Below are 14,467 nucleotides of genomic sequence, written 5' to 3'. Positions count from 1 at the left end.
TCATCAGTCTATGAAAACTGCGATGAAACGACTTCCTGAATCGATAGACTGCAACAAGAAGGAGGTTCTTTCCAAATGGCGTCAACGCGTTCCGCATCCCATGTTCCGTTTCAATTAGGGAGGTTTTACGCCCATACGGTTTTGGTTAACTTTTTGTTATGGCTTCCGATGTGGATCATTTTCCTGCAGCAGGTCAGGGGAATGAGTCTGGGGCTGATCGGCATTATGCAAGGGGTTGGATTTGTCATTGCGGCGATTGCCGAAGTGCCCGCAGGTGCTATTGCCGACAGATACGGACGAAAGGTATCCTTGTTCATTGGCGCGGCGGCATTTGGTGTCCTGACGATTCTGTACGGGATCGTATCTTGGGTTCCTCTGCTCTTTGTCATACATATTATGTGGAGCGTGGCCCAGACCTTTTTTAGCGGGACGGATGTTGCCATGTTGTATGATGGACTGAAGCATGCCGGCCGTGAACAAGAATATTCCAAAGTTATGGGCCGCTATACAGCTATTGTACAAGGAACGCAAGCGGCGGCTGCGCTGATCGGAAGTTTCCTGGCGAATTACAGCATGCTTCAACCATTTATGTGGAGTGGAATGGCTTGCATTGTCGGGGGGCTGCTGCTGTTTAAATTTCGCGAACCCCCTGTGGAACAGCCCTCCAAGGAGCGCCGGGGCATGTTGGCCGAATTGAAGGATGCGCTCCAGCTTAGCGTCCAGTTGAATACACTGCGCAATTTCATTATGTTCTCCACAATCCTTTCGCTCCCTACGTTTATGCTCCTGTTCTTCTTTGTTCAACCATATGTGCTCAGCAGCAGCATTAGTGTTGGGTGGGTCGGAACGGTTATTCTACTGCTTCGTCTTGCCAGCATCACCGGTGCAGCCTTGTCCCATCGGCTTACGAAAGGAATGAAAGACCCTGTAATTCTGCTCCTCTTGCCAGTCATAATGACGGTGTGCCTTGCTGTTGCAGGATTCGTTCCGGTCATATGGGGAATTGTTGTGTTGTCACTGATGGGGTTTTGTTCCTCGGCGCTAAGACCGGCACTTACCACTATGCTGAATCGCATGATCCCTTCTAACCGACGGGCTACGGTGCTGTCCATGCAATCCTTGCTGTTTACACTCCTGCTGGCCGGAACGCAAACCGTGCTAAGTTCGGTCGTTGATGAGTATGGCTTCCCGGCTCTGTTCTTCATACTGTCTGCCTTGGTCGCGGTGACAGGTGCTCTGTTTCTGTTGTTTAATTTGCGCAGCGTTCAGCAGCATACGGCTCAGCCAAGCTCCACGATGTCCTCAGACGGTTAGTTACCCGGGAGCTGAAACAGAAATAAGACTGCGTCATGGACGCAGCCTTATATGAAACCGGGAGAATGGAGCATGACTTAGAAGCGTACGAGACTGTCGATGTGGACAGGCAGGCCGGTGGCAATGGCACGATTCGCCGCGATTCCGGTCAAGATGGACCGGGCGCCGTCGATATGGTCCGCGGCCCGCTCGAACGGATCCGGCTCCGGTTCGCCGAACAGGTCATTCAGCAGCACAGGATCTCCGCCGCCGTGTCCGCCTTCCTTTTCCTCAACCTGAACCTCATAAGGTGCTCCGAACATCGGCAGAACTTGCAGGCTTTTGCCTTTTAACGCGCCTTCGAGCTTCTTGTCCCCGCCGGAATTGACATAGGACTGCTCCACCGTCGTCATCTCGATCCGGCCCTTGGTGCCGTTGATGGCAATGCGGTATCCCTCCCACGGCTGATAGGCAACAAGGGAATAGGTCAAAATCGCTTTATTGCGATATTTCACCAGCACGCCCATCGTATCTTCAATGTTGATGCCGTCTCCGAACACGCTTTGGTCGCGCTGGTAGCCGTCCTCCGGCTCCGCATCCAGATACATGGCCTTCAGGTGGGCATTGTCATCGAGATGAAGGGCGAACGGATCTTCCTTGGCCAGCGGATTGCCGGTAGCCCGGTTGTAAAACTGGGTGACGCCGCGCTCCTCCGCGTTCTCTCTGCCATAGAACATCAAATCGCCAAAGGCAAACACGCTCTCGGGCTGGGACCCGATCCAGAAATTGACCAGATCGAAATGATGTGTGGATTTATGAACGAGCAGGCCGCCGCTGTTGCGCTTGTCCCGATGCCAGCGCCGGAAATAGTCTGCGCCGTGGCGAGTGTTCAGCAGCCATTCGAAATGAACGGATGTCACCTTGCCAATCGTGTCATTCATAATGAGCTCCCGCAGTTTCGTATGGTGAGGAGCATAGCGGTAGTTGAACGTCACCCTGATGTTTCTGCCGGTTTCCTTGGCGGCATCCAGAATCGCCTGGCATTTCTCCGCATCCACGGTCATCGGTTTCTCTGTGATGACATCGCAGCCAAGCTCCATGGCCCGGATGATGTATCTATGATGTGTCCGGTCAACGCTGGTAACGATGACAATATCGGGCTTCTCGGCAGCAATCATGTCGTCGAACCGATCGGCAGTGTACGTAGCGATTTCAGGATGGCTGTATTTATCCCGCAGCAGCTTGTTGGCGTAGTTCATCCGGGTCTGGTTTATATCGCAAAAGGCAACCAGCTCGGAGTTCTCCCGAAACCGCGCGGCTATCGCCCCGTAGAAAAATTCTGCTCTCCCGCCTGTACCTACGAGTACATAACGCTTCCTCTTCGTGCTCATCTTAATCGCCTCCTTGATATAGGCTCAGATTATAACAATGGAGCATTTATTTCTCCGCATTTTATGCGTAACCGCTTTCAAAACCCGCTTATTTTGCTATAATTCAAGGAAAAGGGAGGGGCGTCCATGACCAAGCCGTTTCAAGCGGAGTACCATGATCCTGACGGAAAGCTTGGGATCGAATATGACCGCCGCGTCGGCCACTTCAGCATGACGGATACCCATTTGCATGAACACTATGAGCTGTATTATTTGATGTCCGGGGAGCGGGTGTATTTCATCAAGGATCGCTCATACCGCATCAAGGCGGGCGATCTGGTGTTTGTGGATCGGAACACGGTGCATCGAACGCTGGACAGCGGAAGGCCGGATCATGACCGGATTGTGTTCTATATTGAGCCGGAGCTGATCGAGGGAGCCTGCTCTGACGACTTGGCAGGAATGCTCCTGGAGCCGTTCCGGTGGGATGTCCCGATTCTGCGGCTGCCTTCGCCGGAGGACGAGGTGTTGGCACGGGAGATCGATGATATATTTGGGGAGCTGCTGCATCCGGGAGAAGGAAGCGGTATGCTGCTTCGGCATCGGACGCTGGAGCTGCTGCTGTACGCTTACCGGAACCGGGAGGCGGGGAGGGTCGGCAATGCTGAAGATGGGCCGCCGATTGTTCACCCTCGTATGCAGGCGATCGTGCGCTATGTGAATGATAATTATAGAAAATCGCTGGCGCTGACCGAGGTGGCCGGTACGTTCCGGATCAGTCCGTATTACCTCAGCCGTCTGTTTAAACAAACGACAGGTTTTGCCTTCAGCGACTATCTGAACCTGCTCCGCATCCGGGAGGCCCAGCGTCTGCTGCGCGAGACGGACCTTGCCGTCACCGAGATCGCATGGAGCGCGGGCTTCGGCAACTTCTCCCACTTCGGCAAGATGTTCAAGCGAACCGTGGGCGCTTCGCCGCGGGAGTATCGGCGGAGGTACAGGCGATGAGAGAGGAGAGAAGGTAACGAGGGGAATAATGATTGGCGCCAGCCGGGAAATGCGCCTCGTTCAAGTTTCATGGATCTGGCCGGAGTTGCTCGAATGGCCTCTATGTTATTCGTACATATGAGAATAGGCCAGCCCATAGTCGTATCTGGCTGACCGAATCAGTTGAAATGTCCCTGGCTGCGAAAAGCCCAGGGACATTCTTGTTATGGCTTTAGCCAGTTGAGCTCGCGAAGCGTGCGAAACAAAAAACCACCCGCTATGCGGGTGGAGGGATCGAGGGTTTGACCATCCAGACCATTCCGATAAAATTGAGATGTTCAGGCTCAATAAAATGAAAGGAATGGTCTTAGATGGCAAACAAGAGCTATAGTCTAGCTCACACGAAGTGGATGTGCAAGTACCACATTGTGTTCACCCCGAAGTATAGACGGAAAGAGATCTATAATCAAGTGAGAAAAGATTTAATCGAAATTTTCAAACGATTGTGTAAATACAAGGGAGTAGAGATCATAGAAGGCCACATGATGCCAGATCATGTACATATGCTGGTAGCCATTCCCCCAAAGATATCAGTATCATCGTTCATGGGATATCTGAAGGGAAAAAGCTCACTTATGATATTCGAGAAGCATGCCAACTTGAAGTATAAGTATGGCAATCGAAAATTTTGGGCGGAGGGATACTACGTCAGTACAGTGGGATTGAATGAGGCAACCGTCGCAAAATATATCCGTGAACAAGAAGCACATGACCAAGCAATAGATAAATTGAGTGTGAAAGAGTATGAAGATCCATTTAGCAGAAACAGTAGCAAAAAGAAGTAAACCCGTTTAACGGGTAAGTGAAAGTGACAAATTACACTGAGCCTGAACAATTTTATTGTCAGGCTAGCGTCTTTAGGCGCAGTTTGGCAACAAGGGGTTATACCCCAAGAGCAAACCACCCGTTGGACGGGTGGTCATGATTGTAATACAGGGAGGATCGCTTAAGACGATCCGTAGATGCAAGGTGTTGATGCGAGCGTTATTGCCCCTCAAACTTCGCCTTCAGCACGCCGAAGTTCAGCTGCGATGTGCTGTCCAGCACGACATCGGCATGCGGGAAGTGAGCGGCATTGCCGATCGCTACAGCGAACATGCCGGCAGCCTTAATGGCGTCCACGCCAGAGACGGCGTCTTCGACGCCGATGCAGTCTGCCGGATCTGCGCCGAGGGCCGCGGCAGCTGTCAGGAAAATTTCAGGATCAGGCTTGTTGTTCTTCAGTGTGTTCACATCCACGATCACATCGAATTGATCCTCAATGCCGAGCCGATGGATGACGGTTGGCGCATTTTTGCTGGCTGAGGCGATGCCGGTTTTGACACCGCTGCTGCGGATCTCCTTCACGAAATCGGTCACGCCCGGCAGCAGATCAGCCGGGGTGATCTTCTCGATCAGCTCCACGTACAGCTTGTTCTTCCGGTCTGCGAGCTGGTCCAGCTCCGCATCGGAATATGCGATTGGCGTTTCCGCCTGGCTGAGCAGCAGCTTCAGGGAGTCCATCCGGGATACGCCTTTCAGGTTCTCGTTGAATTCACGGGTGAACGGAATGCCGAGTTCCTCGGCAATCGCCTTCCAGGCCAGGTAATGGTACTCGGCTGTGTCGGTAATTACGCCATCCAGATCAAAAATGACAGCTTTCAAAGTTTGGTTCGCAACCATGTTAATCAGTACTCCTTTTCTATGGACGATATGTTGATGGGAACGAAGTGTCTTACTTACCGCTCAAGGCTGCCGCAAGCTGACGCTCGATCGGCTTGCCGGCCTCCAGCACAACGGTCTCTTCGTACAGCTTGACCTCAATCGCATCTCCTTCCACCAGTTCCAGCGTCACGCCGTCATTCTTGATCCGCACGTTGATCAAGCGGCCGCGGAAGGTCAGACGGAAGGCGTACTGTTCCCAATCCTTCGGAATCGCAGGCGAGAGGGAGAGGCCGCTCTCCTTCAGGCGCATGCCGGCAAATCCGTACACGATGGACATCCACGTTCCGCCCATATTGGCCATGTGAAGGCCGTCTTTGGTGTTGCCATGCGTGTTGTCCAGATCAAGACGAGCCGTCTCGATGAAGTAATCGTATGCCTTGTCCATGTTGCCGATCTTCGAAGCCATAATGCTGAAGATACAGGACGAGAGGGAGGAGTCATGCGTCGTAATTCCCTCATAGTAATCATAGGAGCGGCGAATCGTCTCCAGATCCTGCTCATCCTCCAGCAGAAAATGCGCGAGCACCGTGTCCGCCTGCTTACATACCTGATAGCGGTAAATGGTCAGCGGATGGTAGTGCAGCAGCAGCGGGTAGTTCTCCTTCGGCGTATTCTCAAAATCCCACACGGCCTTGCGCAGGAAGGTATCGTCCTGCGGATTGATGCCGAGGGTCTCGTCATATGGAAGCAGCATCGCGGCAGCGGCTTTCTCCCAGGCCGATACCTCCTCTTCCGTGACGCCCAGGCGCTGGAGCAGCTCGGCAGCAGCAGCTTCGTTGAATGCTTTCAGAATCGATACGCTTTTGGCTGCCCACTTCAGGTTGTGCTTGGCCATGACGTTGGTGTAGTAGTTGTTGTTCACACAGCAGGTGTACTCGTCCGGACCGGTCACCTCATCAATGTGGAAGGCACCGCCGTAGTAGTGCCCGATCTCCGCCCACAGGCGTGCGGTTTCAATCAGCACTTCGGCGCCGTATTTCAGCAAGAAGTCCTGGTCCTGCTCCGCCAGATAATACTGGATGTAGCTGTAGGCGATATCAGCGCTGATGTGATATTGGGCTGTGCCCGAAGGGAAGAAGGACGAGCATTCAGTTCCGGCAATGGTCCGCCAAGGGAACAGCGCGCCTTTCTTGTGTCCCATCTCGCGGGCTCTGTCTCTGGCCTGCTCCAGCGTCGAATAGCGGTACAGCAGCAGCTGACGGGCGATATCCGGCTGTGTCATAAGGAACACAGGGAACATGTAAATTTCCGTATCCCAGAAATAATGTCCTTCATAGCCTTCGCCGCTCAGGCCTTTGGCGGCAATGTTGCTGTGCTTGTCGCGTCCGGCGGACTGCAGCAGCTGGAACAGATTGAACCGGATTCCTTCCTGGAGCTTGTCGTCATTGCGAATGATGACATCCGCCGACCTCCAGTAATCGTTCAGATACTTCGTCTGCTCGGCAACAAGATCGTCAAAGGACAGGCCTGCCAGGCCTTCCTGCAGCTCGGCGCCCGTGTCGGTGATATGATCGCCGTGGCGCATGCTGTCTGTGTACACGTTGTACTTCGTAAGGGAGACGGCTTCCGTGAGCGTGAATGCAGCCGTGTACGTAATCAATCCTTGTTCCGGCGATGCATCCAGACGGACATCGGCCTCGGTATCGAGACGGTGACTGGTCACACAGGAGGCGCGAAGGCGCGAAGACATCGTTTCGTCAACAACCCAGCCGTAGCTGTCTTTTACACCGGTATCCACCACGGTCATGCGCTCGGCATGCCCTGCTCCGACCCGGGGATCCTTCGGATTGGTGTAGTTCTTCACCTTCCCGTTCAGGGTGGACACGATGGTCACAGGGCCGTTATAGTTGACGGGCTCGATCCGGACATGGATCGCAAACAGCTCCCGATGCCGGAAGGACACGAGGCGACGGAAGACGAAGCGAACTTCCTTGCCGCCAGGCGATTTCCACTGGACAACGCGCTCCGAGAAGCCTTTGTCCATATGAAGACGGCGCTCATAGGCCGTAATGGTGCCCTGGTCGAGACGGAACGGCACCTGCTCGTCGCCCAGATAGATCATGATGGTTTGGGCATCAATGTTGTTTACAAGTTTTTGCTGTGTATCGGGAAAGGCGAATAGCTTCTCGCCGTAAGGAATTTCAATGACATCGTGAAAAGCGTTCAGGTAGGTGCCGCGAATCGTGGACATCGCGTCCCCGTAGCCCTCCTCGAAATTGCCGCGCACACCGATGTAACCGTTTCCTAGCGCGAACAAGCTTTCCGCATTCAGCAGTTCCTGCTGAGTCAGTTCAGGGTTAGAGATCATCCAGGTCATTATCTATATTTCCTCCTAGCGTGGTTATGTTTGAATTTTAGTTCGGGAAGGGCTAAGATTATACTAAAATATTTGTTTTTTTATCAATATTTTTAGGTGGTGGCGAAATTATGAGAGCGTCTTCCCGTACCGGAAATCAGCAGCCGCATTACTTGTCCTCCCGCATGCAATATCTGCGCGAAAACTTCATTCATCCGCCGTTTGACTACGAGTTCGAGCTGATGGAAGCGATCCGGCTAGGCGATGAGAATCGGGCGATGGATATGCTGCGGAAGATCAACGAACTGGAAGCTGCCGTATTGGCTGTATATCCGCTTCGTTCGAAGAAAAATGCGCTGATTGCTTCCTGCACGCTCTATACCCGAGCGATCATCCGGGGGGGCGTCGATCCGGAAATTGCCTTCCATCTCAGCGATACCATCATACTGGAAATCGAAAAAATCACCGACGTCGAGCGGCTGATGCATTTTGAATACGAGATGCTGGTTCAGTTCGTGGCTATGGTTCGCCGGGAAAAGGAAGATCTCTCCTACTCCCATATTGTGAACCTGACGATATATTATATTCGTGAACATATTTTTGAGGAGCTATCGCTGCAACGAATCGCCGAGGTGCTTGGCGTTAATCCGAGCTATTTGTCTGACCGCTTCAAGCGTGAAACGGGCGTGTCGCTGACCGGCTATATTAACCGAAGGAAAGTCGAGGAATCGAAGCATCTGCTCATCCACACGAACCAGCCGATCTCGGAGATTGCCTTCACCTTCAAATTTTGCAGCCAAAGCTACTATACGCAGGTGTTCAAGCAATTTACCGGCATGACCCCGAGGCAGTTCAGGCATCACGAGGCCACAAGCATCCATGACTAAAGGATGTCCCGAATCATCCTATACTACAGAAAGCAGATGAAATCATGAACGGTCTGAAGCATAGAATACGCAACTGGAATTTGGAGAAAAAGCTGATCGCAGCCTTTTCCTGTTTTATTATCGCGCCGCTGATCCTGATCGGAGGGATCATCTCCTGGGTGTATGTGGACCAGAACCGAAGCACGGTGATCGAAGCTGCGGTGGAGAACAACAAGCAGATTATTAAAAACATCGATACTTCACTGCAGCCGCTCCTCCGGCTGTCGATGTTTCCGATTCAGGATGCAACGCTGTACCAGATCATGCGCAAGAACTATGACGAGGTATCCAATCCGCTACTGGAGAAGGGCCAGGATTTTGACAGAGTGAACGGATTGATTCAGAGCGGCATCATGCTGTATACCGATATCATTGACTCGGTTGCCATTTACCATGAGAATAACCGTTTTATTGTGGGAAGAAGCAATCTGGAATATATGAATTATGCTTACTTTCAGGAGAGATTCATCGATGAGCCGTTCGTTCAGACGATCAGGGAGAGCAAAGGGCATTTCGTGCCCATCGGCATCCATCGGGATGAACTGCTGTCCGCCCGAGGCGAGCAGGTGGTGTCGGTCGGCCGGGCGATTCTGGACCCGTACACCAAGCAGGATCTCGGCTTTATCCTGTTTAACATTTCCGCGGACAGGCTGAAGACACTCTGGAGCGAGACGGCGTTCTCGGAGCAAACCAGATTTTATCTGATCGACGAGGACCAGCGCATTATTCACAGTGCGCAGCCGGAAGAGATCGGCCAGCATGTGGCAGACGTGCTTGGCAGCGATGCGGAGGTTCATGATGATGATAGCGGAGCTGTCACGCGGGTGTCCCGGGATGTGTACACGATTTCCTCGTCCTCTGCGCTCACGGGCTGGAAGGCGGTGACGGTTGTGCCGAAGAAGGATCTGTTCTCCATGGTGTATCTCATGGTGTCGGTGCTTGCCCTCATCCTGATCCTGCTGCTGGTGCTGCTGATCTTCACTTCTGTCCGCATCGCGAGAACGATTATGAAGCCGCTGTCGGTGCTAAATCACAAAATGAAGCTTGTCTCCCAAGGACAGCTTGATGTAAGCTTCGATACGGGACTGCAAGGAGAAATTGGTGATATTAGCCGCACGGTGGATCAGATGCTGCAGGAGATCCGAGGATTGATCAGCCGGATCTATGTCGAGGAGGAAGAGAAGCGCCGCTTGGAGATGAATGCGCTGCAATCGCAGATCCGGCCTCATTTTATATACAATACGCTGAATGTCATCCGCTGGTTGGCCAGAATGCAGGGAGCCGCCGGCATTGAAGAGGCGCTGCAAGCCTTCTCGTCGGTCATCAAGTTCACGGCGAAGAAAGAGGGACATGTGGTGACGGTGGCTGAAGAGGTGGAGTTCCTGCAGAACTATACGAAAATTTTGGATTTCCGTTATTTTAACAAGTTTGATGTCACATACAATATCGACCCGGCGGTCACGGAATACCGGACGCTCAAATTTTTGCTCCAGCCTTTGGTGGAAAATGCGGTTTTTCACGGATTTGAAGGCATTGACTATAAAGGGCTGTTGATGGTCTCCATCTATGAAGAAGACGGGGCGCTGATCATGAAGGTTGAGGATAACGGGCGCGGTTTTCCGGAGCAAGGGCAGCTGGAGAAGCCGGCCGCCGGGCCAAGCGATGGGTTTAATTCCATCGGACTTACCAATATACGGAACCGAATCCGCCTTCATTTCGGGCCGGAGTACGACCTGCATATCGACAGAAGAGCGCAGGGCGGAACGGTCGTCACGATTCGGGTTCCGATCATCCTAGAGGAATAACGGCAGGGGGATAACAAGTGCGAATACTGGTCGTAGACGATGAACCGCTTGTCCGGATCGGGATCAAATCCGCGATTGATTGGCAGGCTCACGGAGCCGAGATTGTCGGGGAGGCCGAAGACGGGGAGCAGGCGCTGCGGATGATGACAGAGCTGTCGCCGGATGTCGTGCTGCTGGACATCAAAATGCCGAAGATGGATGGCATCGAGGTGCTGCGGGTGGCAAAGGACCGGCAGCTGCCGCCGAAAATCGTAGTGCTCAGCAGCTTTGATGAGATGGTCTATGTGAAGGAAGCGATGAAGCTCGGGGCGTTTGATTATTTTCACAAACCGGATATGAATGAACAGGAGCTAATGGCCATGCTGAACAGCATTCGGGAGCAGTTCGGGGTGAGCCATGTCCCGGCTTCGCCCGGGATGGCAGCGGATGCAGCTGCATCCGGCAAGGACAAGGCACTGTACGATGCGCTGCATGGCCATAGCTTCGATCTGTCCGGGACAAGCCTTAAAGAAGGAAATATCTATGTCGTTCTGTTCCGCGTGAAACAGTATCACAGTGTCATGAAGAGGTATTCCGAGGGCTCGGAAATGGTGCTGCCCAGCACGATCCAGCATGTGATTCAGGAGATGCTGTCCAGTGAGAAGGAAATTGAATATCTTCGGCTCAGCCGGGAGATGAACGCCGTGCTGATCAGCAACAGTGAGTTGAAGAGCCTGCTCGCTTCGCTGAACCGGGTGAACAATGTCGTCCAGATGATCAGCTCGGCGCTGAAGCGATTTGTGAATATTGATATCATACTTGGCATCAGCGACTGGTGTGCTGATTTCACAGAGATCGCCCGCGGTTACAAGCAGGCATCCAAGGCGCTGTCTCATTATTTCTACCGTCCGGATGATGCGGTGTTCTACTACCAGCATTTGAAGGTCGGGAGCAGCGAGGTGCGAAGACAGGCCGATGAAGCGGTTGTTCAGATGAAGTCGGCGCTTCGTGACGGGGACAGCCGCCAATTTCTGGATCTGCTTGGCCGCTGGGAGCAGCTGCTCTTGCAGGGAGCATGCATGGACCCTCAGGATGTCAAGAAGGTGTATGAAGGTCTGCTGTTTATGATGGGCGAGGGAGCCGCAGACAGCACGGCTGTTGGCAGTGACGGACCGATGCGCAGCGTTGAGGAAATTGAGAGTTTCCGCGAGCTGTCTGCGTATTACCGCCTTATTTTCGAGGATCGGCTCGGTTCCCGGGAACGCAAGGCGCACAAGGGCTACAGCCAGCTGACCCGCAACATTATCGCTTATGCGGAAGAGCATTATAAGGATAGCCTGTCTTTGAAATTGTTCGGTGACCAGTTTCATGTCAGTCCGAATTATGTCAGCCGTCTGTTCAAGCAGGAGGTTGGACAGGGGCTGTTCGATTATATAAACGCGCTGCGGATTGAGAAGGCGAAGGAGCTGCTGAAGGATTACCGCTACAAAATTTACGATGTGGCCGAGATGGTCGGATTTCATAATCAAGCGCATTTTGCGATTGTGTTCCAGAAGTATGCCGGTGTCTCGCCAAAGCAATATCGGAAAGAAGAAGTGTGATTTAAGAAAAGAAAGTGCAATCTGTGATAAAACACGGAAAATTGCGGCATAGATACGATTAGATAAATAGTCAATTTCAAAAAATTAATCATTATTTGATTAATTTTTTTTGTTTGTGCGGGTCGATATGATAGAGCATGTAAACAGAAGATGACATTCTTTGATGGGGGTAGACGTGATGATGAAAGTGCACAAAAAGTTATATACCACCCTGGTGCTGTGCCTGGCTCTCGTTGTGAGCCTAAGCGCTTGCGGGAGCGGTGACAGCGCTGACAAGGGGGCAGGCAGCGCAGACGAGAAGATCACGGTGAACTTTGGCTTCTGGGGGTCGGCGCAGGACTTGGAGATTTATCAGCAAGCAGCGAATGCGATTTCCGAGACCTATCCGAATATTGAACTCAAGATCAAGCAGTATCCGAGCAGCGAGCAGTTCTGGAATACACTGCCTGGCGAGATTGCGGCCGGCGTTGCCCCGGATTTCATTAAAATGTCCAACGAAGGCGCGTACGAGTATATTAACAAGGGCTTGTTCACTCCGCTCGACGAGCTGATTGAGACGACCGGTGTGGACATGGACCGGTTCATGGAGGCTTCCAAGAACATCTGGAGTGTGGACGGTCAGCAATACGGCATCCCGAACAGCGACATGCCGGCGATGTTTGTTATTAACGAGCAGATGTGGCAGGATGCTGGGCTCGGCGATTATCCGACCACCTGGGATGAAGTGATTGAAGCAGCGAAAGTGCTGAATCAAGGGGATGTGAAAGGGATCATCGTGAACCTCGACGCATTCCATATTACGAACTATGTGAAAAGCTTTGGCGGCGGCTGGGGTAATGGCGAAACGATCAATTCCCCGGAGAACGTACAGGCCCTGGAAATGATCATCGACATGTATGAAGAAGGCATTGCAGTTACGCCGAAATCGGTCGGCTTCGGCTGGGACGGCGAAGTGTTTGCCAACAATTTGGGGGCGATGAGCACCGGTGGTTATTGGTACAAGGGCTACCTGAAGGATGCAAATCCAGACCTGAACTATGTGGCACTTCCGGTTCCGAAGGGAACGACGAACGGCAGCACGATGAGCTCTGATGCCTACATGGTGCTGAAGGACGCGAAGAACAAGGAAGCCGCGCTTCAGGCGGCATATTACATGACCAATGACACTACGCAAACCGCGTTTATGGAGCTTGGCTTCAACCCTTCGATTCCGGAGCTGTCGGCTCAATACTTCGAGTTAAATCCGGAGTTCAAGGCCATCGAGCCGGCGCTGGAGTACAGCACGGATTACGGGTATCCAACCGACACGAAGCGTTTTACCGATGAGCTTGTGAAAGAGCTGGAGGGCTTGATTCTTGGCGGCTCCGGCAAGACGGCGCAGCAAATTCTTGATGATATTCAAAGTCAGTTCCAATAAAAGCGCAGGGTCAGGCCGCTCCCGCTTCTGAAACAGAGGGAGCGGCCCGATTTTTGTATAAAAGCATGGACGGGGGGAGACAGATGTCCAATTACAGCAAACAAGCCGGCATAGGCGGCAACAAGATCAGACAGTCCTGGTTTCGGTCGCTGGCCGATCATGATATGACGCTGGGCTGGTTGTTTTCCTTGCCCTTCTTGATCTTGTGGGCCTGGTGGTTCTTATATCCGTTTATTCAGTCATTTGTTCGAAGCTTTCAGGATGCCAACTTTGCGGCGCTGGATCAAGCGCAGTTTATCGGACTGCAGAACTATATCCAGATTCTTCAGGATAAAGAGTTCTTCCGCGCACTGCTTCACTCCTTGCAGATCGTGGCCATCTCGATTCCGATCCAGACGCTGCTCGGATTGCTGCTGGCCATCCTGGTGAATCAGAAATTGAAAGGGAAGGGCATCTTCCGGACGGTGTTCTTTCTGCCGTATATTACGTCGCAGATTGCGATTACGACGGTCTTTATGATGCTGTTCAAGAAAGGAACGTTTCTGACCGAGTTTTTCGGGATGTTCGGGTTCGGCAACGTGACCTGGTTCGCAGATACGAGCTATGCGCTGCTGTTCGTTTGTATCCTGTTTATTTTCCAGCAAGCGGGATTCACGATGATTGTGTATCTGTCCGGTCTGCAGGAGATTCCGAAGGATCTGTACGAGGCAGGAGAAATTGACGGGGCTTCTAAATGGAATAAATTCCGTTATATCACCGTTCCGTACTTGAAGCCGATTACGTTCTTCATCGTGTCCGTGTCCACGATCGCAGGTTTTCAGATCTATGACCAGATTGCCGCGATCTCTCGGTATGGCGCATTAGGCTCGCCGGCAGGGGCGACCAGCACGGTCGTCACGTATTTCTACCAGCACGGCATCCGGTATATGAACATCGGTTACGGCAGTGCGGCGGTTGTGCTGTTGTTTATCATTATTATGCTCATTACGTATCTGCAAAAAAAATTCCTGGACGAGAAGGAGTGAGAGT

General features: G+C 52.5%; 11 protein-coding genes. 8 read left to right on the top strand and 3 right to left on the bottom strand.

Features of this window, described 5'->3' with window-relative positions; all coding sequences use genetic code 11:
* Positions 1-75 precede the first annotated feature (75 nt).
* Positions 76-1,314 carry an MFS transporter gene (locus tag MKX64_RS07960; RefSeq protein WP_095264466.1) on the top strand — a complete coding sequence of 413 codons (1,239 nt, stop codon included), beginning with the start codon at positions 76-78 and terminating at the stop codon, positions 1,312-1,314.
* Positions 1,315-1,391: 77 nt separating this feature from the next.
* Here MKX64_RS07960 and MKX64_RS07955 read toward each other — a convergent pair whose 3' ends face one another.
* Positions 1,392-2,684: a Gfo/Idh/MocA family oxidoreductase gene (locus tag MKX64_RS07955; RefSeq protein WP_095264468.1), complete on the bottom strand. Its 1,293-nt coding sequence runs from the start codon at positions 2,682-2,684 to the stop codon at positions 1,392-1,394.
* A 126-nt stretch (positions 2,685-2,810) separates the two neighbouring features.
* On the opposite strand from MKX64_RS07955, the gene MKX64_RS07950 reads away from it, so the two are divergent.
* Positions 2,811-3,671, top strand: a complete 861-nt coding sequence (locus MKX64_RS07950) for a helix-turn-helix transcriptional regulator (protein WP_155617566.1) — start codon at positions 2,811-2,813, stop codon at positions 3,669-3,671.
* A 350-nt stretch (positions 3,672-4,021) separates the two neighbouring features.
* The gene (gene tnpA, locus MKX64_RS07945; protein WP_341035207.1) at positions 4,022-4,495 is read left to right on the top strand and encodes an IS200/IS605 family transposase; all 474 of its coding nucleotides are present in this window, start codon (positions 4,022-4,024) and stop codon (positions 4,493-4,495) included.
* A 199-nt stretch (positions 4,496-4,694) separates the two neighbouring features.
* On the opposite strand, the gene pgmB is transcribed toward tnpA, so the two are convergent.
* Both pgmB and MKX64_RS07935 read right to left on the bottom strand, forming a co-directional pair.
* Positions 4,695-5,372 carry a beta-phosphoglucomutase gene (gene pgmB / locus MKX64_RS07940; RefSeq protein ID WP_095264472.1) on the bottom strand — a complete coding sequence of 226 codons (678 nt, stop codon included), beginning with the start codon at positions 5,370-5,372 and terminating at the stop codon, positions 4,695-4,697.
* Positions 5,373-5,424: 52 nt separating this feature from the next.
* Positions 5,425-7,731, bottom strand: a complete 2,307-nt coding sequence (locus tag MKX64_RS07935) for a glycoside hydrolase family 65 protein (RefSeq protein ID WP_341035631.1) — start codon at positions 7,729-7,731, stop codon at positions 5,425-5,427.
* 110 nt (positions 7,732-7,841) lie between these two features.
* On the opposite strand from MKX64_RS07935, the gene MKX64_RS07930 reads away from it, so the two are divergent.
* The 5 genes from MKX64_RS07930 to MKX64_RS07910 all read left to right on the top strand — a co-directional run bounded on the left by MKX64_RS07930 (position 7,842) and on the right by MKX64_RS07910 (position 14,463).
* Positions 7,842-8,597 carry a helix-turn-helix transcriptional regulator gene (locus MKX64_RS07930; protein ID WP_095264476.1) on the top strand — a complete coding sequence of 252 codons (756 nt, stop codon included), beginning with the start codon at positions 7,842-7,844 and terminating at the stop codon, positions 8,595-8,597.
* A 44-nt stretch (positions 8,598-8,641) separates the two neighbouring features.
* Positions 8,642-10,441 (top strand): cache domain-containing sensor histidine kinase, encoded by a 1,800-nt coding sequence (locus MKX64_RS07925; protein ID WP_341035630.1) that lies wholly within the window; start codon positions 8,642-8,644, stop codon positions 10,439-10,441.
* Between the two features lie 17 nt (positions 10,442-10,458).
* A complete protein-coding gene (locus tag MKX64_RS07920; RefSeq protein ID WP_341035629.1) occupies positions 10,459-12,021 on the top strand; it encodes a response regulator in 1,563 nt (520 codons plus the stop codon).
* Positions 12,022-12,199: 178 nt separating this feature from the next.
* Positions 12,200-13,438: an ABC transporter substrate-binding protein gene (locus MKX64_RS07915; protein ID WP_095264482.1), complete on the top strand. Its 1,239-nt coding sequence runs from the start codon at positions 12,200-12,202 to the stop codon at positions 13,436-13,438.
* Positions 13,439-13,521: 83 nt separating this feature from the next.
* The gene (locus MKX64_RS07910; protein WP_341035628.1) at positions 13,522-14,463 is read left to right on the top strand and encodes a carbohydrate ABC transporter permease; all 942 of its coding nucleotides are present in this window, start codon (positions 13,522-13,524) and stop codon (positions 14,461-14,463) included.
* The last annotated feature ends 4 nt before the right edge of the window (positions 14,464-14,467 follow it).

Origin of the sequence: Paenibacillus sp. FSL M8-0334, assembly GCF_038000405.1 — a bacterium.
Taxonomy (GTDB): domain Bacteria; phylum Bacillota; class Bacilli; order Paenibacillales; family Paenibacillaceae; genus Paenibacillus_AQ; species Paenibacillus_AQ campinasensis.
This window is presented reverse-complemented; position numbering and strand designations above follow the sequence as displayed.

Excerpts from the sequence above, each read along its gene's own strand:
- MKX64_RS07930 (WP_095264476.1), top strand. The coding sequence starts at position 7,842 with ATGAGAGCGTCTTCCCGTACCGGAAATCAGCAGCCGCATTACTTGTCC.
- MKX64_RS07915 (WP_095264482.1), top strand. The coding sequence starts at position 12,200 with ATGATGAAAGTGCACAAAAAGTTATATACCACCCTGGTGCTGTGCCTG.
- MKX64_RS07950 (WP_155617566.1), top strand. The coding sequence starts at position 2,811 with ATGACCAAGCCGTTTCAAGCGGAGTACCATGATCCTGACGGAAAGCTT.
- MKX64_RS07910 (WP_341035628.1), top strand. The coding sequence starts at position 13,522 with ATGTCCAATTACAGCAAACAAGCCGGCATAGGCGGCAACAAGATCAGA.
- MKX64_RS07935 (WP_341035631.1), bottom strand. The coding sequence starts at position 7,731 with ATGACCTGGATGATCTCTAACCCTGAACTGACTCAGCAGGAACTGCTG.
- MKX64_RS07925 (WP_341035630.1), top strand. The coding sequence starts at position 8,642 with ATGAACGGTCTGAAGCATAGAATACGCAACTGGAATTTGGAGAAAAAG.
- tnpA (WP_341035207.1), top strand. The coding sequence starts at position 4,022 with ATGGCAAACAAGAGCTATAGTCTAGCTCACACGAAGTGGATGTGCAAG.
- pgmB (WP_095264472.1), bottom strand. The coding sequence starts at position 5,372 with ATGGTTGCGAACCAAACTTTGAAAGCTGTCATTTTTGATCTGGATGGC.
- MKX64_RS07955 (WP_095264468.1), bottom strand. The coding sequence starts at position 2,684 with ATGAGCACGAAGAGGAAGCGTTATGTACTCGTAGGTACAGGCGGGAGA.
- MKX64_RS07960 (WP_095264466.1), top strand. The coding sequence starts at position 76 with ATGGCGTCAACGCGTTCCGCATCCCATGTTCCGTTTCAATTAGGGAGG.